We start from the raw sequence: 23,666 nt of genomic DNA, 5'->3' as shown, positions 1-23,666 counted from the left end.
AATGTTAAAATCTTAAATTTGAACGATGGGCAAAAAGCTATTCATTTTAATGGTGGTTTTAATGAGTTTATCACTCATAGGGATTATTTTCGTTCAAGCATATTTTATTAATAATACGCTTATAAATGAAAAAAATCAGTTTACCTTAAACGTAAAACGTTCGTTAAGTTTTGTTTCAAAAGCAATTGAAGACAAAGAGTTCGCTGTTTTTGATAATAAACTTCAAGAGTTTATAGAAAAAGGAGGTAAGCCTGATACTACAGCACTGTCTGAAATAATCCTTAAGTATCAAGATAACGCTAATAACGAAACCGTAATTTTTAGAAACGGTATTTTAGAAGAAAGCTATAAAATCCCATCACTGTTCTTTGAAATAGGTTTAGATAGTATAAGTTTAAACAGGGTACAAAGCAATCAGGAAACAAAAGTATACAGCAATAATAATTTAACAGGAGAATTTAAGATTAGTCCTGAAAAATCATTTCAAAATATACAATCTATGTCGCCTTTGCAGCAAGCACATTTTATTGCAGCTACAAGAGAGCGTTTTAAAAACATTCCGGTTTATAAAAGAATTACCAGCGAAGAGGTTTCAGGGTTTTTAAAAAAGCAACTTAAAAATAATGGTATTGATATCAATTTTGAGTTTGCTATTTACGATAAAGATTTGGCTACCAAAGTACAGTCTGATGATTTTGAAGTATCGAGTGCTACACTTGGTGTTCCGGTATTTTTAGATAATAATGGAGAAAGTGATTATAGACTATATGTCGATTTTCCTGAGCGTAATAAGTTTTTGTTTTCAACCATTTTAAAAATGTTGTTGCTTTCAATAATCTTTACAACAATTATTATTGTGGCATACTCAAGTGCTGTTTATCAGTTGATAAAGCAACGTAAAATATCACAGATAAAAACAGACTTTATCAATAACATGACGCACGAATTTAAAACACCAATAGCAACAATTAATTTGGCTTTAGATTCAATAAAAAACCCAAAAATAATTGGCGATCAAGAAAAAGTGATGCGCTATTTGGGAATGATAAAAGACGAAAACAAGCGTATGCATGCCCAAGTTGAAAACGTTTTGCGTATATCTAAACTAGAAAAGAATGAACTTAACATTAGTAAGGATAGAGTGAAGTTGCACGACTTAGTAGAAGACGCAATTACACATGTAGAGTTGATAGTTGAAGATAGAAAAGGTTATGTAAATATGCATTTAGAAGCTTCTAAATCATCTGTCTTAGCTAATGAAAGTCATTTTACCAATGTTATTGTAAATATTTTGGATAACGCTATAAAGTATAGTGACGATGCACCAAAAATAGATGTGTACACAGAAAACGTAGGCAATAACATACTATTAAAAATAGCCGACCAAGGTAACGGAATGTCAAAACAAGTTCAAAAACGTGTTTTTGAAAAGTTTTATAGAGAGCATACAGGAAATGTTCATAATGTAAAAGGTCATGGTTTAGGTTTGGCTTACGTAAAAAGAATAGTAGAAGACCATCAAGGTCATATATCAGTAGAAAGTGAAAAAGGAAAAGGTAGTGTATTTACAATTAAGCTGCCACTAATATCATAATTATGGAAGAACTAAATAAGAAAATTCTATTAGTAGAAGACGATCCAAATTTTGGAACTGTATTAAAGGATTACTTAACCATGAACGAATATACAGTTGTTCATGCTAAAAACGGAATGGAAGGTTTTGAGAAATTCAAAAAAGACGATTTCGATTTATGTATTCTTGATGTCATGATGCCTTATAAGGATGGATTTACGCTTGCTAAAGAAATTCGCGAAAAAAACGCTGATGTTCCAATCATTTTCTTAACTGCTAAAGCTATGAAAGAAGATGTATTAAAAGGATATAAAGTAGGAGCAGACGATTACCTAAACAAGCCTTTTGACAGTGAAGTGTTGCTTATGAAAATTAAAGCAATTATGCAGCGTAAAGCAACTGACTCTGTAGCTGATAGCAAACAATTTGAATTTAAGATTGGTAAGTTTGACTTAAACTCTAAATTACGTTTCTTAAAATTTAATGGAGGAGAACCAGTTAAGCTTTCTCCAAAAGAAAACGAATTATTACGTTTATTGGCTTTACATGAAAACGATTTAATGCCAAGAGAATTAGCATTGACTAAGATATGGAGAGACGACAACTACTTTACTTCCAGAAGTATGGATGTTTACATTGCTAAACTACGTAAATACTTAAAACCTGACGAAAATGTTGAAATTTTAAACATACATGGAGAAGGGTTTAGGTTGGTTGTCAATCAAAACGCATAAATTATATAAGAAAGCCTATCGATTTTGATAGGCTTTTTTTTATGATTTTATATTACGTTCAATTGTAGCTATGATCTCATTGACATTGGTTTTGTAGTCAAACCAAAAGGTGTCCTTATTCTTTTTAAACCAAGTTAATTGGCGTTTTGCAAAACGCCTTGTGTTCTTTTTTATTTCTGAAATTGCAAAGTCTAAAGTCCATTCGCCATTAAAATAATTGAAAAGCTCTTTATAGCCTACTGTGTTTAATGCGTTTAAATGCTGTTTTGGTATCAAAGCTTTAGCTTCTTCTATAAGGCCTTCTTTAACCATAATATCTACACGAGAGTTTATTCTATTATAAATTATCTCTCTGTCAGCAGTAAGTCCTATTGAAATGGTTTTAAACTGTCGCTGCTTTTTATTTTTTTTCAAAAAAGAAGAGTAGGGTTTGCCCGAGCCTATGCAAACTTCTAAAGCTCTTATCACTCTATGTGGATTATCAAGGGCTATGGTGTTATATGCGTCAAGGTCTAATTCTTTTAATTGTTCTTGTAAGCTAATTAGTCCTTTAGTTTCTAGTGTAGTGTTAAGTTGTTCTCTAATTTCTGGTTTTACATTAGGAAACTCATCCAAACCTTTGGTGACAGCATCAACATAAAGACCAGAACCACCAACCATAATAACAACATCATGTGTTTGGTATAATTCAGAAAGTTTTGCAATAGCATCAACCTCAAAAGCACCTACATTGTAGTTGTCTTCAATACTTTTATGATGAATAAAATGGTGTTTAGCTGCGCTCAATTCGTCTGCTGTTGGAGCAGCAGTACCTATTTGCATTTCTTTAAAAAATTGTCTGGAATCAGCCGATACTATTTCGGTATTAAAATGTGTAGCCAATTTAATACTTAAAGCAGTTTTGCCAATAGCAGTAGGACCAACAATGGAGATTAGATATTTACTCATGTTCTAGCTTATTGCCACAGTTGTAACAAAAATCGGCTTTTTGCTTATGGTCGTCAACACCACAATTAGGACAAGGATAATCTTTTTCTAAAGTAAATAATCCTTTTTTCTTTCTGTTTTGGGCAAATTCAGCAGTAACAATTCCTGTAGGAACAGCAATGATACCATAACCCAAAATCATGATTAGCGAAGCAATAACCTGACCTGTTGGAGTAACAGGATGTATATCTCCATAACCAACAGTTGTTAGTGTTACAATACACCAATAGATACTCACAGGAATACTTGTAAAACCATTAACCTCGCCTTCAATAACATACATTAATGAACCTAAAAGCACACAAACTACGAGTACAAAATAGATGAAAACAATTATTTTGGTTCTACTTGTTTTAATGGCTAAACGAAGCTCTGAGGCTTGACCAGTAAAGTGTACTAAGTTTAAAATTCTGAAAATACGTAAAAGCCTTAATGCTCTTACTACGGATAAAATTTGTGCACCACCAAAAAAGAACGATAGGTACATTGGTAGAATTGCTATAAAGTCGATAATTCCATAAAAGCTAAAAATGTATTTAGATGGCGTTTTAATGGAAATAATCCTGAGGATATATTCAATAGTGAAAAATACTGTTATAACCCATTCACAAATTAAAAGCACGTTGTGATACCTTTCGTCAACAGAGTCAACGGTTTCTAGCATCACCATAAGAACACTTAGTAAAATTAGACCAAGCAGGACAATATCAAAAGCTTTTCCTGCTACAGTGTTGGTGCCATAAATTATGATGTGCACCTTTTGTCTAAAAATATCAAATTTTGATTTCACTTTTATTATCTATTGACGCTAAATACCAAATCTACAAAATTATAGTTGAATGCTGTTGAGTACTCTGCTCTTTCTTAATTTACTTATTATTATTGCTTTTTCTTTAATAAAATAAGTGAGTTTTTTTGAACATCAACTATTTTCCCAAAAAAGGTTTTTAAACTATCATAATATTGAGGTTCGTAATAAGACTGAGTAAAATTAAATTTAAAATATAACAAAACAGAATTCTCATTTACAGTTGTTGTAAAGGTAAGTGATCCAGTATTGTTTGGTAGCTTTAAAACACAGTCTTCAGGAGTTTCTAAAATCTCATAAGCATCACCAATTTCGAGCTTTAGCATATATAAGTAAGCATCTTTATAGCCGAAATCAATAGGGTAAGTTCTTTCTTGTAGTTTAAAAGGGTTTTCTGTGAAGAATTTAAATAAAAACGGATTTAAATAAATGTTATTAGCAGTTATATCACTTTCGTAAACAATTTCAAACTCTTCTTCAAATTCATAACTGGTTTTTCCTTCGCTGAGTACTTTATGGTCTAAGAAGTCAAGGTTTACATAGGTTTCTTTAAAATAATCTAAGTACTGATTGCTATTAGAGTAGTAGCTTCTTTTTAAAGGTAACCCATGGTATCCTGTGGATTTTGAAGAAATTATTCCTGAAATGTTAGCTTCAGCATCTATGCTAAGCTCAGCTTTGTAAAATCTTGAAGATACTTTTTCATCACTAATATCTATCCATGAACTAGCATCTTTGAAGTCTAATAATCTTCCGTAGTGATTTAAACATTTAAACGGAATTTCTCCAAAAGATAAGTATTCATCAGTAGCGTCTAAAAAGTACTGCTCGTTGTTAATGGTTGCAGCTACAATAAGATAATTAAATTCAGAGATTACTGGGAAAAGCTTAGTAGGCAATCCATTATTTCTAGTAGAAATTAAAACAGGTTTAACATTGATGTCATTTTCTTCAAGTAAGTTATGAAGTAGGATATTGATTTCTGAAGCACTACCAGATTTTTCCTTTATTAAATTTTTTACAGAAGTGTCTTTAAACAGGTTGTGTTTTCCATTCCACGTATAATTGTTTTGTACGTACTCGAGAATTTTAGAGGCTTTTTTTAGTTCGTCATTTTCATTTATGATACTATCGCTTAGTAAATTTTTTAAACCACCACTTTTTCCTAATTGACGACCTATGTTATTATCTGTTTTTAGTTCTTTATCTGTAGTTTTCCAGTTTTTTGTGATATTGTCAACTCTTCCATCAAAACCTCTGAACACTTTAAGTTCATATTCAATCCTAGATAAATAATTACTTTTTGTGGTCATGTAATCTTCTTCAATAAAGGCTGGTATATCTTTCATTATATATCTTGTATCTGTACAATTAGCATAACCACCATTTCCAACTGATAAGCAGTTGTGCCTTATGTTGCTGTCTTGGTGAAACAGTTTTAAAAACCCAACCAGTTTAATGTTGTATTCGTAGTTACCAGGAATGCTAGTATTATACTCGCTATAAAGTTTAGGAATATCTTCTTGAAAGCTCCATCCTTTATATTTGAAAACAAATGGAGACTCTAATGTGTAACTATAAATAATTACAGAACCTTCCTTAATATTTGGAAAAGTAGATTTTACTATAGTATAGTTTTCGTTATATTTTTCTTCAAATATTTCACTGTTTTTAAGTTTGGTTTTAGTGACCGAACCATTTTCAAGATTGTATGTGGTAGCTCTTAAATCAGATACTTTTTCCTTTTTGTTTTTGTTATTGTATAGAAATATTTCCAAATTGGCTTTATCAAATCCGTTTCGGTTAAAAATCTTAACCTTTTTAGTGATTTCGGTTTTAAGTTTAAAACTATTTTTATCTATATAGCTGTTACCATATTCATAAATAACCAAAGCATTAGCAGTCGAGTCCTTTTCGTAATAATTTGTTTCTAGATCTGCTTTTGTTACAGATGCGCCTTCGGAGTTAAAAACAGACTGACCAGTAAATGTAAAAGAAGTAAAAAATACAAGTACTAAAGCGAAGTGTTTCATTTAGTGTTGATTAAGGTTGATGATTTTTAGATTCTTGTTTTTTCGTAAGTAGTTTTGAATAATATGCTGAGAGTCTCTATTGTTTTCCATTGGAGTGATTAAAGACTCTAATACATCCATATTGGTAATTTGATAGTTTAAATTGAAGTGTCCTAAACCGTTGAACAATCCGTTTTTTATCAATACTACGCTACGTTCATCAACTTCTCGTCCTTTATCAATGATAAGCATATTCTTGTTTGTGTAACTGTTTTTATCAATTAATTGCTTTACACGATTGTTGTAGTCAGTAACATCTTCTTCTTGTATACAAGCTCCTGAGCATTGTTTTATAGTATAGTTAAAGCAATTACTTTTTGTTGGATATACACCAGAAAGCTTTTGACAAAGCTGGAATTCTTCAATAGCTTTGAAGATAAAATGTTTTGCACTTTGCTTATTACTAAATGTGGTAATTGCATGTTTTCTACCATCGGCTTTGTCTATAGTTAGGTTAATGTAACCATTGTCATCAGTAAAACTATATAACGCATAATTAAAAATGTGTCTGCGTAAAGCTCTATTAAATAAAGGCTTGTTCTTTTTTATTTCCTGAGATTCTTTTAGTAAGGCAATAAGTTCACTGCCAGTTTCTTCATAAGTTACAGCTGCTGTTTGTAGTTGAATTTTTTTAGACTTAGAACTGGTGTTGGTAAAATGCTGACTAATTCGGTTTTTTATATTGTTGCTCTTGCCAATGTAAATGATTTCGCCATCTTCATTGTGTATGTAATAGACTCCAGTACTGTTAGGAAGTTCGTCAATTATACGCTTTAAACTAGGTTTTAGTTTTGATTTAGCTTCAACTTGTATTGCATCTTGAACAATAAATTTTTCAAGGTCTTTGGTCAATAACATTTTAAACAACTTTACAGTTGCCATAGCATCACCAGCAGCTCTATGTCTGTCGCTTACAGGTATTCCCAATGATCTGGTAAGTTTGCCTAAGCTATACGACTCTTGACCTGGAATAAGCTTTTTAGATAATTCTACAGTACACAACGTTTTTCGCTTGTAACCAAAACCCAAACGCTTAAATTCAGTTTTTAAAATACGATAATCAAACTGCGAATTGTGAGCAACAATAATACAGTCTTCGGTAATTTCAACAATACGTTTAGCAACCTCATAAAACTTAGGAGCATTTTTAAGCATGTTGCTATTAATGCCTGTAAGGTTTACTACAAAAGGTTGAATTTCTCGCTCAGGATTTACAAGACTTATAAACTGATCAACTACTTTATGACCATCAAATTTGTAGATTGCAATTTCGGTTATACCTTCTTCATTGTACTTTCCACCAGTAGTTTCTATGTCGAGTATTGCGTAAATGAGTATGCTTGTAAAAGTTGTTAATTATAATTTCTAGCTCCAAATATACTACTTCCAACTCTAATCATGGTACTTCCGTTTTTAATAGCCAGTTCGTAGTCACCACTCATTCCCATTGAGATGGTTTGTAGGTTACAATTTTCAGTTTGAAGTGGTTTTAATGTTTCAAATGTAGTTTTTAGGTACTGAAACTCTTTTTCAATTTGATTGGTATCTTCAGTAAAGGTTGCCATACCCATTACTCCTGTAATACAAACGTTTTGTAATGTTGAAAGTGCTTCAGAAGTTATTAATGCTTTAGCGTCGTTTGCAGACATACCAAATTTACTGTCTTCTTCAGCAATTTTAATTTGAAGTAAACAATTAATAATTCTATCATGTTTTTGGGCTTGTTTGTTTATTTCTTTAAGCAATTTAAAGCTGTCTACACCATGAATGAGGTTAACAAAATCAGCCATATATTTTACTTTATTTCGCTGAACATGACCAATCATATGCCATTCAATATCTTTTGGTAATTGCTCGTGTTTGTCAACCATTTCCTGAATTTTATTTTCACCAAAAATACGTTGACCGCAATTGTAAGCTTCCATAATAGCACTTATAGGTTTGGTTTTTGAAACAGCTACCAAAGTAACATGCTCAGGAAGTTGAGATTTTAATGTATTTAGATGTTCTGAAATTGTCATTATTATTTCAATATTTTTTATAAAATGGTTTTAAAACTCATAAATAGTTACACCACTACGTATTTTGGGTTCTATAAACGTGCTTTTTGGTGGCATTTTAAGTCCGTCGTCAGCAATTTGCTTCATGTCTTCAATATCCACAGGAATCATACCAAAACCAACAGCAAATTCACCATTGTCAATACAGCTCTTTAAATTAACAATATCTTTTTTTCCGTTGATATAGGTAATTCTAGAGTCGTTACGTAAATCGTCAATCCCTAAAATAGGCTGTAGAATGGTTTTATATAAAATTTGAGTATCAAGAGCATCTAACGACGTTTTAAAATCATAAAGTGATTTTCTAAGATACAGTGAGTAGAACTCACCATCTAGATACATGCTGAAATGATGTTTTTTTGATGGTTTGTATGGCATAATGCCTCTGTTTTCAATTCGGTAAATAGCATCTAACTGAATTAAAAACTCCTCTTTGGTTAATCCGTTAAGGTCTTTTACAACTCTGTTAAATTCATGAATTTGCAATTCAGATTCAGGAATCAGGTAACTCATAAAATAATTATAAGTTTCAGAACCATTGTGGTTTGTACTGTTTTCTTTTAAATCTTTATACAGCAAATAAGATGATGCAGACCTATGATGACCATCAGCAATATACACTGTGGACATGTTTTTAAACTCCTCTTGAATGGTGTTGATAGTGTCTTGGTTGTCAATCATCCAAAGATAATGTGTGTCTCTGTATGTTGTTGTAAATTCAAACTCAGCGCGTTGTTGCTGTATGTTTGAAATTAGGTTTTGAATTGTACTATTATCAGGATAGGTGAGGAGTACAGGTTCTGCATTAAAGCCAACCGTTTTTAAATAGTCTTTAAACACATGCTCTCTGTGAACAATAGTGTCTTCGTGCTTTCTTATCACATTGTTTTCGTAATCTTCAGCACTTGCCGCAGCTACAATACCATTAAAAACCTGACCTTCTCGATTTACAATTTTGTAAACGTAAAAACAATTGGTTTGGTCTTGTACAAAAATGTTATCTTCCTTAAACTCTAAATAGCGATTTTTCACCAGTTTATAGCGTTCAATTCCAGAAATTTCCCTGTCGTATTTATACCCTGGATTTACAATATGTAAAAATGAAAACGGATTATAATCCAATCGTGCTTCCCTTTCAGCTTGTGTATAGGTTTGGTAAGAGCGAGATGCCACCAAACTCACTTTGTCTCTTGTAGGACGAACAGCTTTAAAAGGGATTATTTTTGCCATAGTACTTCCTGCGAAAGCAGGAATTTCATTTGTTATTAAATTAAGTGTGTTGTTATGAAAAGATTGCGAAACTTAGTTTTGTAAGTTTCGCAATACTATATAATGTTGTTTTGTTATGCAAACTGCTTCGCAACGGTTTCAGCTTTTCTGCTTTCTGAATAATCATAAAACCCTTCACCAGATTTCACGCCTAATTTTCCTGCTTGTACCATGTTTACAAGTAATGGACAAGGTGCGTATTTTGGGTTTTTAAATCCATCATACATGACGTTTAAAATAGATAAACACACGTCTAAACCAATAAAATCAGCTAATTGAAGTGGTCCCATAGGATGTGCCATTCCTAATTTCATTACAGTATCTATTTCGGTTACACCAGCAACTCCGTTGTAAAGCGTTTCAATAGATTCGTTTATCATTGGCATTAAAATGCGATTAGCCACAAAACCAGGATAATCGTTAACCTCAACAGGAACTTTTCCTAAGGTTTTTGAAAGTTCCATAATAGTATTGGTAACATCATCACTTGTGTTATAACCTCTAATAATCTCAACCAATTTCATAATTGGTACAGGATTCATAAAGTGCATACCAATTACTTGCTCTGGTCTTGAGGTTACAGCAGCTATTTGCGTTATGGAAATTGATGATGTGTTTGTTGCTAAAATAGTGTCTTTAGGACAAGCTTCGTCTAGTTGCTTAAAAATATTAAGTTTTAAATCTACATTTTCGGTAGCAGCTTCAACCACTAAGCTCGTGTCTTTAACACCATCAGTAATGTTTGTAAATGTTGAAATATTGCCTAGAGTTTCTTCTTTTTGAGCTTCGGTAATTTTTTCTTTAACTACCATTCGGTCTAAGTTTTTAGAGATGGTATCCATTCCTCTTTTAAGTGAAGCTTCACTAATGTCTATTAAGTTTACTTTAAAACCACTTTGAGCAAAAGTATGTGCAATACCATTTCCCATGGTTCCAGCTCCTATGACAGCGACATTTTTCATAAATAAAATTAATTTTTGTTCCTGCGAAAGCAGAAGTATTTGTTATCTGTTAGTTTAAAATAATTAAGAGTTCCATTTAAAACTGCTCAATAATCATTGTAGCTATACGTAAGGCTTCAGTACCATCGTGTAAGGTTACAACTGGTGTTGTATTGGTAGTGATAGCATGAGCAAACGTTTCTAGTTCGTCTAGTATAGCATTATTATTGGCAACTTCAGGATTGTCAAAATAGATTTGTTTTTTGATGCCTTCAGCATTTTGAAGAATCATATCAAAATCACCTGGAGTTTCAGGTGCATCTTTCATTTTTACGACCTCACATTTTTTTTCTAAAAAGTCCACTGAAATGTAAGCGTCTTTTTGGAAAAAGCGTGTTTTACGCATGTTTTTAAGCGATATTCTACTTGCGGTTAGGTTTGCAACACAACCGTTTTCAAACTCTATTCTTGCATTGGCAATATCTGGAGTGTCACTAATTACCGAAACTCCACTTGCTGAAATAGCTTTAACTTTAGATTTTACGACGCTTAAAATAATATCAATATCATGAATCATTAAGTCCAATACCACAGGAACATCAGTTCCTCTAGGATTAAACTCCGCCAAACGATGTGTTTCAATAAACATTGGGTTTTCCAGCTTGTCTTTAATAGCTGTAAACGCTGGATTAAAGCGCTCCACATGTCCAACTTGTCCGCGAATATCGTGTTGCGCTAACAACTCTCTTATATGTTCAGCTTCTTCTACAGTATTGGTAATAGGCTTTTCAATAAATATATGTTTGCCTTTAGCTATTGCTTTTTTTGCACAATCATAATGCGAAAGAGTTGGTGTAACAATATCTACCATATCAACCGCATCAATAAGCGCGTCAATAGAATTAAAATATTTATAACCAAACTCAGCTTCTACCTTTTTTGCGTTGGCTTCATCAGCATCATAAAACCCTACAAGGTCATATTTTTCAGATTGTTTGAGAAGTCTTAAATGAATTTTACCTAAGTGACCAGCACCAAGTACACCTGCTTTTAGCATTGTTTTTTACGTTTTTAACAAAAATAAGATTTTAGTTTTAGAAATTCTAGATTAGAAATTAGAAAAAATGGTTAAACTTCAACTTTTAGACTTTGAACTTTTTTGGGTTTGAATTACCTTAGCAACGAAAACCTGCCATACATTGAAAGATACATTTAAGCATCAAGGATTACGACAACAATTGGTTAATACCATTAAAGAAAAAGGTATTACAAACGACAACGTTTTAAAGGCTATTGGAAAAATACCAAGACATTTATTTATGGATTCTGGTTTTTTAGACCATGCCTATCAGGATAAAGCATTCCCAATTGCTGCAAACCAAACTATTTCGCAACCCTATACTGTAGCTTTTCAAACCGAATTACTACAAGTAGAAAAAGGACACAAAATACTTGAAATAGGCACAGGAAGTGGCTACCAAACTGCTGTGTTATGTTTGTTAGGAGCTACTGTGTATAGTATTGAACGCCAATTAGAGTTGTTTAAAATTACTAGCAAGTTTTTACCAAAACTAGGTTACAGACCTAAAAAATTAATTTTTGGCGATGGTTATAAGGGTTTAAAAGAAGAAGCTCCTTTTGACAGTATTATTGTTACTGCTGGAGCACCAATGGTACCTAAAGCCTTATTGGGTCAATTAAAAATTGGTGGTCGTTTGGTGATTCCTGTAGGAGAGGATGTGCAAACTATGACCTTGTTTGTTAGAAAAGGACCAAAAGACTTTGAGCAAAGAGAGTTTGGTGAGTTTAGGTTTGTGCCAATGCTTGAAGATAAAAACTAGTTAGCTAACATTTGAAAAAAGCATTTGTCATATTAATTATTGGAATTTTATCCAATTCGATTTTTGGACAAAAAAATAGTGATGAAAAAAAAATTGTTTCTGAATATAAATTTGAAAAAGAAAGAAAAAAATTATTAGCGCCAAATGGAATTAAATGGACAGAATCTGAATTAGATAGTTTAGTTATTTATGATGACAGTACTTATCATAGAGTTTATACTTATGTCTTACATCAAATTAAGAGTAAAGAGCAAATCGGAACTTGGAAAACAAAAAATGACACTCTAATATTGATTTCAAAAGAAAATATGGATAGTCAATTTCCAGCAAACACTACATATTTTTATAAAATAAAACGGAACAAAATAAAATTAATTAAATATGAATATAGGGAAGAAGAATGGATTGATTTTTCCGACTTATTCCTGCAAAGAAAAAAACTGAAAAGAATAAAAAAACATTAATCTTGTAAATACATACTAGGTATAGGATTTTTAGCAGTTTCTTTTGCCCAATATAAATTAATAATCCACCAACGTTTTCCGTCGTAAAGCAACTGTATACTATTAATACCTCTCATAAACGGTTTGCTGTCTAACTTGCTATGATAGGCTTCATAAGTGCTAAAAACATGAGTAATGTTGCCAAAGGTTTCGGTTTTTCTATGAATTTCCTTTTCAATAAAACCATTTTCAACCAACCATTTTGCTGATGACTTTATATAGTCTTGAGGCGACATATAGCGTACTCTGTAAATACTGTCTTTAGGCTTTGTAGATGCTATAAGTTTAGCTTCAGGTTTAAATAAATATTTAAAAAGATCCCAATTGCGCTCTTCTTCTTTTTCGCCTGAAATAACCTTGTATAAGGTCGTAACAATAGAGTCTAGCGATTTCACATTTTGAGTATAATCAGGAACTGTAGCGATGTCTTGTGCTTGTGTTGAAAACGCTATCAACACAAACAAAATGGTGCAAAATTTATTCATACTTCAAAAGTAATTAAAAAAACTTGAGACCAAACAAAATGGCATCACTTTGAAATCCGCTTTGGTAGGAACGTAAATAATCCAGTCGTAAAAATCTAAACTTCCCAAAACCAATATTGTCTATACCAATGGTATATTCTTGATAAGGTTTGTTGTCTGGTGTTGCAAGGTTGTGTGCACCAATTATTAAATTGAAATTAAGCTTGTTTAATAACGGAATCTTCCCAAGGATAAACCCATTAAAATCGTGTTCAGCATGCATTTCTAAGTACGAGTCGTTTGTACTTGCAGTATAGTAAGGCAAGTTATTAAAAACATTTAAGTACGAACCTTGTCCAATATGGGTTTGGTTACCATTAAAGTGTTGGTAATCCATAAACGCAATATCATCAGCATTAAAGAATTTACCTGCTTTTATGTTGTATTGAAATAGGCCTTTATCAGCAATATTAAAGCTTTGGGTAAGTCTTGCTTTTACTTGGTCAAAATTGTAATCATCTACTGAAGCCGAAAACCCTTTTTCATACCCTAAGTAAAGCGTTGGGAACTTTCTGTTTGGGATATTGTATTTACTATCAGGATAACTTAAGTAGTCTTGGTCAAAGTTTATTCTTGCATCTAGACTCGCTTTTATAATGTTGTGTGTTTCAAAAGGAGCAACGCCATAAGCTGTTGGATCTATTGGGTTATTACTAGTGTAATCTCTGTCATCTTGTGGATACCAAGCTTGGTCTGTAGTGTTAAACAATGCTTTTCGTCTTTGGTAGCTTAGGCTTGCGTTAAGTCTTAGTCCATTAAAAACTTCGTCAGAAAAGGCTACATTAACATAGCTTAAGTCATACAGTTTCATGTAGTTCTTTTCTGCTAATAGCGAATATGCTGAATTGAGCAGATTAGAAATAGGTTCGCTAGAATTGAATTGCTGTACAACAACTCCTCCAGAAACCGATAAAAATGGTCTGCTAACATCATTAAACTTGTAAGTTGCGCTAAGCGTTCCTCTTAATCTGTCGTCACTAAAACCATAGTTTAGATTTCCGTTTATGCTTAAATATCTTTTATAGTCATCATAGTTTTTTCTGAAATAACCACCAACATTTGCATTCCAACCTTGAACAGTATTAAAACTTATTTTTGATATTGGCGAAGTGATACCAGCACTCCAGTTTTCATAAGTGTTTGAATAATTATAACCTGAAAGAATATCACCTAATTTAAACTTGTTGTTTACAGCATCTACTGAGTCTTTGTAGGTTTTGGAGTCTCTAACCACTTGAATGCTGTCTTTCTTTTGATAGTCTAAAACTTCTTCGTCAGTAAGCGGAACTGGTCTTAGCGTTTTCCAGTAGGTAGAATCTTTTTTATTGGCTTCGTCTTCAAAAGAGACTATTTCTCTGCCAAAATCTTTTTGGGTTAAATCTGTATTAAAACTGTAATTGCTGTAAACCGCAGTAAAACGACCATCTCCTTTTATCCCAAATAAACCATATTGAAAATCAATAACCTGAGAAATTTTTGCCCAAATAGCATAGTTTTGAGAGTAGGAGTAGTTTTGAGTGATGGTTATTTTGTCAGCAGCAGGAATTTTTGCCTGAATACCTGTAATATCCAATTCAATACCATAAACCGTCCATTGGTCTTCAACAATATAGATAAACCCTGAAAACACTGGGTCGTTGTCTCGTTTTGGTGTCGCTTTAATTTTATTAATGAGATTGCCTTTGTCATCATAAAACACACCTTCTAGCTTGTAATTGTAGTACCCAAAAGCGTTGTTTGCAATAGGAGAAACAATTTGATTACCAAGTTCAATAGTGTTGTCGTAAATTTCAAAATCTACATCAATAGCATTGTTAAAGCTAAAACCATTATCGTCTCCACTAACTTTTGAAGCTATTATTTTTTCTTTTAACCTGTTAGGTCTTAAAAATTCTAGCTTTGAAACCGTTTCTGAAAGGTAAATAACACCACTTCTTGTAGAATCGAGTCCACCACCAAGATCACCAATTTCCTGTCCTAGTATTTTTTCAGGAGCGTTTTTAATTCTAATTAATCCACGTGAGTAAAAATCGGCTTTATAGCTTTGTATTTTTTCAAGGTTTTCTTTTCGTTTAGCAATTGCTTGCCTAATAATTTTATTGGCAGGATTTTCTTCGGAATTAATAACCACTTCGTTAAGTGTTATTTCCTCATCAATTAGTACTGCGTCTAAATTGTAAGGAAAACTGCTGATGTCAACCTTCTTTTTTAAAGTTTTATAGCCTAAAAACTGAAAAACAACAGTATGAGTTCCTGTTTTGGTCAGGTTTAGCTCATAGTAACCTTCGGTATTACTGGTGGTTCCTGTGTAAGTGTTTTCAATGTAGATGTTTACAAAAGGTAACGCTTTGTTGTTTTTATCGGTAACTGTACCTTGTATTTGAGCGAATGAGATGTAAGTGGTAAAAAGGCAAAGGGCAAGAAGTAATTTTTGTTTCATTAGGTTGTTGATTGATGGTTTCTATAATAATAGACGCACTTTTTTATAAAAAGGTTGCCTTAAGAACACCAAACATAGCTATAATTTTTAGCTGTAATTGTTAAACTATCCTAAATTACTTATAAATTTTCTTAATTCTATCAAGATTTCGCTTATTGTCTCTGTCTTTAATCGTATCGCGTTTGTCGTATAGTTTTTTACCTTTTCCTAAAGCAATTTCTACTTTAGCTAAGCCTTTTTCGGTAATAAATACTCGTAAAGGAACAATAGTGTTTCCTTTTACATTTACTTCGCGTTCTAGTTTTTTAAGCTCTCTTTTGTTGAGTAATAATTTGCGTTCAGCCTTAGGTTTATGGTTGTAGTAGTTGCCATACACATACTCTTGTATGGTCATGTTAATAACAAAAAGTTCGCCTTTGTCATTAAATTCGCAAAAACTTTCTGCAATAGACGCTTTACTATCTCTAATAGATTTTATTTCGGTACCAGTTAATACAATACCAGCAGTGTAAGTATCAAGAATTTCATACTCAAACTTCGCTCTTTTGTTTTTTATGTTTACTGGTTTTTGCATAGGAGCACAAAGCTACGCTTTTTTTGCATTTACCAAAAGAAACTAAGCTTACTCTATGGTTAATAATTGATGTGAAGCAACACCATTTGTAACCGTTATAATGAATAATGATGTGTAATTGCTTTCGTCTAGTTGCTTGTAAACCTCTTCACCAATAATTGTGTTTGCAAACACAGGTGTTGTATTGCTGTGTCCTACAACCAATACGGTTTTGCCTTTGGTGTTTTCGATAAAAGCTTTTTTATCCATTTTAAAAGGATCGTAGGTTGTAATCTCTAAATTGTGTTTTGAAGCAGAGGGTTGTGCGGTTTCTATTGTTCTGTGGTAGTTGGTAGAGTATACTGCATCTAATTTGATATTGGAAAGTACAGTACTCCATTTTACAGCTCTTGATTGTCCTTCTTTGGTTAAATGCGGATTTCTATTACTAGAGTCGCTAGTGTCTTTTTCTGCATGTCTAATAAAATAGTAGGTTGTAATTTCAGAAGGGGAAGAATCTTGAGCATTTACCATTGGTATTAAACCAAAAGTGAATACTAGGAGTAAAACATATTTCATACTAAATAAAAACAAATGATGATTACCAAAAATAGAGGGTAATCATCATTCGCTATAATAAATATATGTTAAAGTTTTGATTTGTAGCTGCTAGTAGTTGGCAGTTGCTAAGGAGCCATTAATAATATCAACTCCAGCGGATGTGCCAATTCTATCAGCACCTACATCAATATATTTTTTTGCAGTTTCGTAATCTCTAATGCCACCAGAGGCTTTAATTTTAGCATTATCGCGTACAGTCTTTTTTATGATTTTTACAGCAGTAAGTGTAGCTCCACTTTTTGTAAAACCAGAAGAGGTTTTAATAAAATCTACTTTAGCATCTAAGCAAATTTCACTGGCTTTAATAATCTCATTTTTTGAAAGTTCGCTAATTTCTATAATTACTTTTAAAGGTGTTCTTCCAATAGCAAGTTTAACATCGCTTATGTCTTTAAATACCGCAACATAGTTTTTGCTTTTTAGGTAACCAATATTAATTACCATATCAATTTCATCAGCTCCTTTTTCAATCGCGTCTTTAGCTTCAAATACTTTAGCTTCGGTACTCATTGCTCCAAGAGGAAACCCAATAACAGAGCAAATCTTTACACTGCTTCGTTCTAGTAATTGTTTTGCTAATGCTACATAGCTGCTATTAATACATACAGAATAAAACTGATGCTCCTTGGCTTCATTGCATAAGTCGATAATATCCCTTTCTGTGGTATCGGATTTTAATAAAGTGTGGTCAATATATTTATTGATCTTCATGGATGTAGGTTAATAGTATTATTCACAGTTCTTCATAATCATGAGGGAACCTGTGAGTAAAGGTTAATAATACAGTTTATGTAATTTGAGGACTAATAGCAATTCAAATTTAGTAAAATAATCTTATATATTTTAATGCGAAAACCTAAAGTTTTATTGTGTTGACGTTAAAGTTTCCTAATGTTTTCAATAAAAAAACCTCTATGAAAGAGGTTTTATATTGATAATGAGAATGTTGTTTTTTTTACATTATAGGTTTTACTGTATAGCCTTTTTTCTGTAATAATTTTATCACTCCATTTTCTCCAGGTAAATGTCCTGCACCAACACCAAAAAAGGTAGGTTGCTGTTTAGCGAAGTCTTCTATTTTAGCAATCCAGTTTTTGTTTCTGTTGTCTAAAATGACATCTTTGTGTTTAGTATTGGTGAGATTAACATCTTCTTCCATAAGTTTAGCAAGTCCTTCAATATCTTTTTCAACATAAATCTCCATCATTTTTTGAAAAGCAGCTTTATCAAAACTCATATTGTCTTTAGCTGAACGTAATAAGTCCTGTGCTTGGTCTTTATAAGGAATTTGATCAAAAACTGCCATTTGTTCTTCTACAGTTTCTAGACCCAAAACTTCTTCTTCTTGTTCGTGAGCTATTTTCATAAGTTCGTTTTCAAACGATTGTACAGCTGCACAGTCTAAAAGTTTTGGATACATCATAGCTGTAATAAAAAACGGTTTGATGTTACCAATCATTTCAGCAGGCATTCCTGTTTGTGTTTTTAAAAAGTCACTAAGAATTGTGTAGTCTTCAGCACTCACTAAATCCTTAAGGGTTTTACCATCTTTCATATATATATCGTTTGCCATTTTCATTGCCATAGAAGGATCATCCATATCTACTTCTAAAACTAGGAGTGATGTGTCGTCTAAGGCTTTTTTGATATTAGCATCTAAAGAAGCATCACAGGTCATGTGAATGGTTCCATACAGATAAGATGGTTGTTCTAATCCGTTTCCAGAAATTTCCCAAAGTAAAGATTTTTCAAGGGTTTGAGCAGTACTAGTTGTTGAAAATAAACTAACCGCAAACAGTAAAAGAAAAGTAAAGTGTCTCATAATTGTGTTTTTTTAATTAGTGTATAGATGCTTAAAAATGTTACAAAAAAAAGCAACACTCCTCTAATTAAAGACTTGTGCTGCTTTCACTAACCAACCAATATAAAGACGTTTTAAAACTACATTTGTTACAGTGTTTAGTATTCTTCTGAAACTAAATCGCCTTGGTTTCTAAATACTAATTTATCATCAAAAGCATCTAGTAAAATAATACTGTCTGTAGATACTTTTCCAGATAGTATTTCTTTACTTAACTCGTTTAATACTTCTTTTTGTATCACGCGTTTTACAGGTCTTGCACCATATTCTGGATTATAACCTTTTTCAGCTAAATACTCAACAGCTTCAGGTGTTGCGTCAAAAGTGATGCCTTGTTTTGCAATCATTTTAGTAATGCCTTTTAGTTGTAAACCAACAATAGCTGTAATGTTTTCCTTGCTTAAAGGCGTAAACATAATAGTATCATCAATACGGTTTAAAAACTCTGGTCTTACCGATTGTTTTAATAAGGCTAATACATCTACTTTTGCAGCTTCCATAGCAGCATCAATATCTTTTGTAGCTTCAAAACGCTCTTGTATCACATGACTTCCCATATTTGAAGTCATAATGATTATCGTATTTTTAAAATCTGCTAAACGTCCTTTGTTGTCTGTTAGATGTCCTTCGTCAAGTACTTGTAACAAGATGTTGAAGGTATCTGGATGCGCTTTTTCAATTTCATCTAATAATACTACTGAATACGGTTTGCGTCTTACGGCTTCGGTTAATTGTCCGCCTTCGTCATAACCAACATATCCTGGAGGCGCACCAACCAATCTGCTTACTGCGTGACGCTCTTGGTATTCGCTCATGTCTATACGCGTCATCGCATTTTCATCATCAAACAGATATTCTGCTAATGCTTTTGCCAATTCGGTTTTACCAACACCTGTGGTTCCTAAAAACAAGAAGGTTCCGATAGGTTTTTGCGGATTTTGTAAACCTGCACGACTACGTCTTACAGCATCACTTACAGCAGCAATGGCTTCTTCTTGTCCAACCACGCGCTTGTGTAATTCGTCTTCAAGCTTTAATAGTTTTTCACGCTCGCTTTGTAGCATTTTGGTAACAGGAATTCCTGTCCATTTTGCAACCACTTCGGCAATATCATCATAAGTGACTTCTTCCTTAATCAACGAGTTTCCAGATTGATTCTCTTGAAGTTCTTTTTGAAGTTTATCTAACGATTCTTGGGCTTCCTTAATTTTTCCGTAGCGAATTTCAGCTACTTTACCATAATCGCCTTCGCGTTCGGCACGTTCAGCTTCTAGCTTGTAGTTTTCAATAGCCTGTTTGGTGTTTTGGATATTGTCAACCACTTCTTTTTCGCTTTTCCACTTAGCGTAAATTTCGTTACGTTCTTCTTTTAGGTTTGCTAAATCTGAACGTAAAGACTTTAATTTTGCTTCGTCTTTCTCACGTTTTATGGCTTCAATCTCAATTTCCAACTGCATGATTTTTCTGTCTAAAACATCCAGTTCTTCTGGTTTTGAATTGATTTCCATACGTAGTTTAGATGCAGCTTCATCCATTAGGTCAATGGCCTTGTCTGGAAGAAAACGGTTGGTGATATAACGCTCTGATAATTCAACAGCACCAATAATCGCTTCGTCTTTAATACGTACTTTATGATGTGTTTCGTACTTTTCTTTAATACCACGAAGTATTGAAATAGCACTTTCGGTATCTGGTTCATCAACCATAACTTTTTGAAAACGTCTTTCAAGAGCTTTGTCTTTTTCAAAATACTTTTGGTATTCGTCTAACGTTGTGGCACCAATAGCACGTAGCTCACCACGCGCTAACGCAGGTTTTAAAATGTTGGCAGCATCCATAGCGCCTTCGCCTTTTCCAGCACCAACAAGTGTGTGAATTTCGTCAATAAAAAGTACAATGTCACCTTCGCTTGTGGTTACTTCTTTTACAACCGCTTTTAATCGCTCTTCAAACTCACCTTTGTATTTAGCGCCAGCAATAAGTGCTCCCATGTCCAAGGCAAATATTTGCTTGTCAATTAGATTTTCTGGGATGTCACCATCTACAATTCTATGTGCTAAACCTTCAGCGATAGCGGTTTTACCAGTTCCTGGTTCACCAACAAGAATTGGGTTGTTTTTGGTACGACGTGATAAAATTTGAAGAATTCTACGTATTTCTTCATCACGACCAATAACAGGATCCAATTTTCCGTCTTTGGCTAATTGGTTTAGGTTTTTAGCGTATTTGTTTAACGAGTTGTAAGTGTCTTCTTGACTTTGAGACGTTACACGATCACCTTGACGTAGCTCATCAATGGCTTTTACAAGGTCTTTTTCAGTAACGCCTTGGTCTTTTAGCATTTGTGCAATCTTACTGTTTGACTTAAACACAGCAAGAATAAGATGCTCAACAGACACATAGTCGTCATTCATTTTTTTAGCAATAATTGCTGCCTCGTTAAGGCTTTTTCCAGCTTCGCGAGAAAGCATAATGTCACCACCAGATACTTTAGGTAAACTTTCTAGTTGTTTATCTAAAACCTGTTGTAGGGTCTGAACGTTTACATTTAGTTTTTTTAAAATAAATGGTAATACGTTTTCATCAACAAGCGTAATGGCTTTAAAAATATGCTCATTTTCTATTTGTTGATGTTGTAAGCTTTGGGCAAGCTGTTGCGCTTGCTGTATCGCTTCTTGTGATTTTATTGTATAATTATTAAAGTTCATGTGTTTAAATTTTTCCTTTCTTTTGTCAGGTCGAGTGAAATTTTGTTAAGAATTTAGTATCGAGACCTAATGTACTTCTCGATACAATTTTTTTAAAAAATCACTCGAAGTGACTAATTGTGTTATTTTTGTTTTCAACGAGTATAAGTCAATAATCTTACCAATACGTTTTGTGAGACAAAATGTCGTTTTACAGCAGTTATAACGTGACTTTTCGTCAGTTTGTAAGATTTTAATTTTTGAACGACTTAGTAATATAAGGTATGAATTCCGCATCGAGACGGAATGAAAAAAAACAAATGCTATGGGATTTTTAAAAAACATATTTGGCTCTTCAGAACCTAAAGACGAAAAGGTATTGCCTTGGATATTTTTAGACGATATACAACAATTAGATTTTATAGAAGAAAAGTCTAAAACCAAACCACAACTTATTTTTAAGCACTCTACACGATGTGGTATTAGCCGAATGGTTATGCGACAGTTTGAAGCACAATATCCTTTTAGTAGTGATAATGTAGATTTGTACTATTTAGATTTATTGACCTATCGAGACATCTCCAATACCATAGCACAACGTTTTGGTGTATTTCATGAATCTCCACAATTACTAGTGGTAAAAAATGGAGTAGTGGTTACTGCTGCTTCGCATGGTGCTATTAACGATTTAGAGTTAAATACACTACTTTAATTTTTTTAGTTATTTAAAATAATATGGTTTTTATTAAAACCTTAACAATTTATTTCTAAACGATTGTTTAGATTTGTGGAATAGTATACCGCTATAACTTTATTAAGTATTAATTTTTGTTCAAAAAAGATATCAAACCCTAAATAAAATAAGCATAATGAGAAAATTTGAAAAAGCAATTATAGGAATCACTAGTTTGTTAATGGGTTTAGTATTAGTAAGATTCACCATTTCTAAACTTGCAGGTTGGGAAATATCGGTAAACGCATTTATTGAAATGGCAAAACCATTAGGGATTAACCCTACTTTTTTTAGAGTTTTTACAGGAATTTTAATTCTACTAGTTGTAATCCTGTATTTTACAACAGTAGTGTTTGCTCTATTTGAAACTAAATTGCAATCTTATAAAAAACTGAACTTTATATCAGTTAGCACGTATTCAAATACTTTAGGCTTACTCACCATGGTAGGCGCTTTGCTTGCTGAGTTTTATTTGCGTGTGCAACCTAAGTGGTTGCTAGTTTATATTGCAGCCGCTATTGTTATCTTTTCGGCTATAAACCTATTGATTATAAAAAAGCAACAAAAGCAATTAACACAAATCACTATATAAACACTATCACCATGAACATTTTAAAAACACTAAGCCTATGCTTGGTAATGAGTTTAACGTTTTCTTGTAAAACAGAACAAAAAAAAGACGAAAAGTCAACAACAGAAACACCACAAGCCACTATGGAAGAACCAACACCTACGCAAACAGAAGCTCTTGAAGCTCGTAAATCAAATTTTAGTAAACAAGCAGATGATAAAACCAAAGCTATTTATAAAGATGGTTTAGATGCTGTATTAGAGTCAGGAATATTAGACAACGCTAAGCAAGTAGGCGATGCAGCACCTACTTTTACGCTTAAAAATGCAGTAGGCACTGAAGTAGCATTGCAAGATTACCTTGCTAAAGGACCAGTAGTATTGGTATGGTATAGAGGCGGATGGTGTCCTTACTGTAACATCAATTTGCGCTATTTGCAAGAAGAATTACCAAACATAAAAGCACAAGGAGCTAATCTGCTAGCTATTACACCAGAGTTACCAGACCAATCGATAAGCACAAGTGAAAAAAACCATTTAGAGTTTGAAGTCCTAAGCGATATAGGTAATGGTGTTGCGAAAGAGTATGGTGTAGTTTTTAAACTTACCGATGAAGTAGCAAAAATTTATAACCAAAAGTTTGACCTTAACAAACACAATGGTGACGACTCTAACGAGTTACCACTAGCAGCAACGTATATTATAGATACTGATGGAACTATACGCTATGCCTTTTTAGATTCTGACTATAGAAAACGCGCAGAACCTAGTGATCTTACTGCTTTTTTAAAGCAAATGAAACAATAGTTAATTATTACTTTAAGTATAAAAAAACACCCTTATTGGGTGTTTTTTTTGCTCAAAAACTACGTAACGTTACGTATTGTTT

The 23,666-nt window shown here is 32.9% G+C and carries 22 protein-coding genes; 7 read left to right on the top strand and 15 right to left on the bottom strand.

From position 1 onward, the window contains the following. Positions 1–25 precede the first annotated feature (25 nt). Positions 26–1,594: a sensor histidine kinase KdpD gene (locus DMZ43_RS07645; protein WP_238155792.1), complete on the top strand. Its 1,569-nt coding sequence runs from the start codon at positions 26–28 to the stop codon at positions 1,592–1,594. 2 nt (positions 1,595–1,596) lie between these two features. Next, positions 1,597–2,307: a response regulator transcription factor gene (locus tag DMZ43_RS07640; RefSeq protein ID WP_129760330.1), complete on the top strand. Its 711-nt coding sequence runs from the start codon at positions 1,597–1,599 to the stop codon at positions 2,305–2,307. Positions 2,308–2,346: 39 nt separating this feature from the next. On the opposite strand, the gene miaA is transcribed toward DMZ43_RS07640, so the two are convergent. The 8 genes from miaA to DMZ43_RS07600 form a co-directional block, all read right to left on the bottom strand. Continuing rightward, positions 2,347–3,255 (bottom strand): tRNA (adenosine(37)-N6)-dimethylallyltransferase MiaA, encoded by a 909-nt coding sequence (miaA, locus tag DMZ43_RS07635; RefSeq protein ID WP_131507124.1) that lies wholly within the window; start codon positions 3,253–3,255, stop codon positions 2,347–2,349. Then, complete coding sequence (locus DMZ43_RS07630) at positions 3,248–4,093, bottom strand: ion transporter (protein ID WP_131507122.1); 846 nt, start codon at positions 4,091–4,093, stop codon at positions 3,248–3,250. The genes miaA and DMZ43_RS07630 overlap by 8 nt, the downstream gene beginning before the upstream one ends. 80 nt (positions 4,094–4,173) lie before the next feature. Further along, positions 4,174–6,135: a DUF3857 domain-containing protein gene (locus DMZ43_RS07625; protein WP_131507120.1), complete on the bottom strand. Its 1,962-nt coding sequence runs from the start codon at positions 6,133–6,135 to the stop codon at positions 4,174–4,176. Further along, positions 6,136–7,506 (bottom strand): exonuclease domain-containing protein, encoded by a 1,371-nt coding sequence (locus tag DMZ43_RS07620; protein ID WP_131507118.1) that lies wholly within the window; start codon positions 7,504–7,506, stop codon positions 6,136–6,138. A gap of 20 nt (positions 7,507–7,526) precedes the next feature. Continuing rightward, positions 7,527–8,207, bottom strand: coding sequence for a YggS family pyridoxal phosphate-dependent enzyme (locus DMZ43_RS07615; RefSeq protein WP_305036025.1), 681 nt, complete (start codon positions 8,205–8,207; stop codon positions 7,527–7,529). Between the two features lie 18 nt (positions 8,208–8,225). Then, entirely contained in the window at positions 8,226–9,464 is a 1,239-nt protein-coding gene (locus DMZ43_RS07610; protein ID WP_131507114.1) for a DUF1015 domain-containing protein, read from the bottom strand. Between the two features lie 113 nt (positions 9,465–9,577). Continuing rightward, on the bottom strand, positions 9,578–10,465 hold the full coding sequence (locus DMZ43_RS07605; RefSeq protein ID WP_131507112.1) for a 3-hydroxyacyl-CoA dehydrogenase family protein: 888 nt from the start codon (positions 10,463–10,465) through the stop codon (positions 9,578–9,580). 76 nt (positions 10,466–10,541) lie between these two features. Then, the gene (locus DMZ43_RS07600) at positions 10,542–11,501 is read right to left on the bottom strand and encodes a Gfo/Idh/MocA family protein (protein WP_131507111.1); all 960 of its coding nucleotides are present in this window, start codon (positions 11,499–11,501) and stop codon (positions 10,542–10,544) included. Positions 11,502–11,643: 142 nt separating this feature from the next. Between DMZ43_RS07600 and DMZ43_RS07595 the strand changes: the two genes are divergently transcribed. After that, positions 11,644–12,285: a protein-L-isoaspartate(D-aspartate) O-methyltransferase gene (locus tag DMZ43_RS07595; RefSeq protein ID WP_129760321.1), complete on the top strand. Its 642-nt coding sequence runs from the start codon at positions 11,644–11,646 to the stop codon at positions 12,283–12,285. Between the two features lie 11 nt (positions 12,286–12,296). Further along, positions 12,297–12,749 carry a hypothetical protein gene (locus tag DMZ43_RS07590; protein ID WP_131507109.1) on the top strand — a complete coding sequence of 151 codons (453 nt, stop codon included), beginning with the start codon at positions 12,297–12,299 and terminating at the stop codon, positions 12,747–12,749. Here the strand turns inward: DMZ43_RS07590 and DMZ43_RS07585 are convergent. The 7 genes from DMZ43_RS07585 to clpB all read right to left on the bottom strand — a co-directional run bounded on the left by DMZ43_RS07585 (position 12,746) and on the right by clpB (position 21,495). Further along, positions 12,746–13,273: a hypothetical protein gene (locus tag DMZ43_RS07585; RefSeq protein WP_131507107.1), complete on the bottom strand. Its 528-nt coding sequence runs from the start codon at positions 13,271–13,273 to the stop codon at positions 12,746–12,748. The genes DMZ43_RS07590 and DMZ43_RS07585 overlap by 4 nt on opposite strands. Positions 13,274–13,286: 13 nt before the next feature. Further along, on the bottom strand, positions 13,287–15,752 hold the full coding sequence (locus DMZ43_RS07580; protein ID WP_131507105.1) for a DUF5686 and carboxypeptidase regulatory-like domain-containing protein: 2,466 nt from the start codon (positions 15,750–15,752) through the stop codon (positions 13,287–13,289). A gap of 115 nt (positions 15,753–15,867) precedes the next feature. Then, positions 15,868–16,326, bottom strand: coding sequence for an SsrA-binding protein SmpB (smpB, locus tag DMZ43_RS07575; protein WP_129760317.1), 459 nt, complete (start codon positions 16,324–16,326; stop codon positions 15,868–15,870). A gap of 48 nt (positions 16,327–16,374) precedes the next feature. Further along, the gene (locus tag DMZ43_RS07570; RefSeq protein ID WP_131507103.1) at positions 16,375–16,884 is read right to left on the bottom strand and encodes a phosphoglycerate mutase family protein; all 510 of its coding nucleotides are present in this window, start codon (positions 16,882–16,884) and stop codon (positions 16,375–16,377) included. A gap of 90 nt (positions 16,885–16,974) precedes the next feature. Further along, on the bottom strand, positions 16,975–17,637 hold the full coding sequence (gene deoC, locus DMZ43_RS07565; RefSeq protein WP_129760315.1) for a deoxyribose-phosphate aldolase: 663 nt from the start codon (positions 17,635–17,637) through the stop codon (positions 16,975–16,977). Between the two features lie 244 nt (positions 17,638–17,881). Continuing rightward, entirely contained in the window at positions 17,882–18,748 is an 867-nt protein-coding gene (locus tag DMZ43_RS07560) for a TraB/GumN family protein (RefSeq protein ID WP_131507101.1), read from the bottom strand. A 137-nt stretch (positions 18,749–18,885) separates the two neighbouring features. Further along, a complete protein-coding gene (gene clpB / locus DMZ43_RS07555) occupies positions 18,886–21,495 on the bottom strand; it encodes an ATP-dependent chaperone ClpB (RefSeq protein WP_131507099.1) in 2,610 nt (869 codons plus the stop codon). A gap of 304 nt (positions 21,496–21,799) precedes the next feature. Here clpB and ytxJ point away from each other — a divergent pair, with 304 nt between their 5' ends. From ytxJ to DMZ43_RS07540, 3 genes are all read left to right on the top strand, one after another. Next, positions 21,800–22,186: a bacillithiol system redox-active protein YtxJ gene (gene ytxJ, locus DMZ43_RS07550; RefSeq protein ID WP_131507097.1), complete on the top strand. Its 387-nt coding sequence runs from the start codon at positions 21,800–21,802 to the stop codon at positions 22,184–22,186. 157 nt (positions 22,187–22,343) lie between these two features. Beyond that, positions 22,344–22,799: a hypothetical protein gene (locus tag DMZ43_RS07545; protein WP_131507095.1), complete on the top strand. Its 456-nt coding sequence runs from the start codon at positions 22,344–22,346 to the stop codon at positions 22,797–22,799. A gap of 11 nt (positions 22,800–22,810) precedes the next feature. Continuing rightward, positions 22,811–23,584 carry a peroxiredoxin-like family protein gene (locus DMZ43_RS07540; protein WP_131507093.1) on the top strand — a complete coding sequence of 258 codons (774 nt, stop codon included), beginning with the start codon at positions 22,811–22,813 and terminating at the stop codon, positions 23,582–23,584. Positions 23,585–23,666: the final 82 nt, after the last annotated feature.

Origin of the sequence: Meridianimaribacter sp. CL38 (genome assembly GCF_004328055.1) — a bacterium.
GTDB lineage: Bacteria > Bacteroidota > Bacteroidia > Flavobacteriales > Flavobacteriaceae > Gaetbulibacter_B > Gaetbulibacter_B jejuensis.
This window is presented reverse-complemented; position numbering and strand designations above follow the sequence as displayed.

Excerpts from the sequence above, each read along its gene's own strand:
- DMZ43_RS07645 (WP_238155792.1), top strand. The coding sequence starts at position 26 with ATGGGCAAAAAGCTATTCATTTTAATGGTGGTTTTAATGAGTTTATCA.
- DMZ43_RS07640 (WP_129760330.1), top strand. The coding sequence starts at position 1,597 with ATGGAAGAACTAAATAAGAAAATTCTATTAGTAGAAGACGATCCAAAT.
- miaA (WP_131507124.1), bottom strand. The coding sequence starts at position 3,255 with ATGAGTAAATATCTAATCTCCATTGTTGGTCCTACTGCTATTGGCAAA.
- DMZ43_RS07625 (WP_131507120.1), bottom strand. The coding sequence starts at position 6,135 with ATGAAACACTTCGCTTTAGTACTTGTATTTTTTACTTCTTTTACATTT.
- DMZ43_RS07610 (WP_131507114.1), bottom strand. The coding sequence starts at position 9,464 with ATGGCAAAAATAATCCCTTTTAAAGCTGTTCGTCCTACAAGAGACAAA.
- DMZ43_RS07605 (WP_131507112.1), bottom strand. The coding sequence starts at position 10,465 with ATGAAAAATGTCGCTGTCATAGGAGCTGGAACCATGGGAAATGGTATT.
- DMZ43_RS07600 (WP_131507111.1), bottom strand. The coding sequence starts at position 11,501 with ATGCTAAAAGCAGGTGTACTTGGTGCTGGTCACTTAGGTAAAATTCAT.
- DMZ43_RS07585 (WP_131507107.1), bottom strand. The coding sequence starts at position 13,273 with ATGAATAAATTTTGCACCATTTTGTTTGTGTTGATAGCGTTTTCAACA.
- DMZ43_RS07580 (WP_131507105.1), bottom strand. The coding sequence starts at position 15,752 with ATGAAACAAAAATTACTTCTTGCCCTTTGCCTTTTTACCACTTACATC.
- smpB (WP_129760317.1), bottom strand. The coding sequence starts at position 16,326 with ATGCAAAAACCAGTAAACATAAAAAACAAAAGAGCGAAGTTTGAGTAT.
- DMZ43_RS07570 (WP_131507103.1), bottom strand. The coding sequence starts at position 16,884 with ATGAAATATGTTTTACTCCTAGTATTCACTTTTGGTTTAATACCAATG.
- deoC (WP_129760315.1), bottom strand. The coding sequence starts at position 17,637 with ATGAAGATCAATAAATATATTGACCACACTTTATTAAAATCCGATACC.
- DMZ43_RS07560 (WP_131507101.1), bottom strand. The coding sequence starts at position 18,748 with ATGAGACACTTTACTTTTCTTTTACTGTTTGCGGTTAGTTTATTTTCA.
- clpB (WP_131507099.1), bottom strand. The coding sequence starts at position 21,495 with ATGAACTTTAATAATTATACAATAAAATCACAAGAAGCGATACAGCAA.
- ytxJ (WP_131507097.1), top strand. The coding sequence starts at position 21,800 with ATGGGATTTTTAAAAAACATATTTGGCTCTTCAGAACCTAAAGACGAA.
- DMZ43_RS07545 (WP_131507095.1), top strand. The coding sequence starts at position 22,344 with ATGAGAAAATTTGAAAAAGCAATTATAGGAATCACTAGTTTGTTAATG.
- DMZ43_RS07540 (WP_131507093.1), top strand. The coding sequence starts at position 22,811 with ATGAACATTTTAAAAACACTAAGCCTATGCTTGGTAATGAGTTTAACG.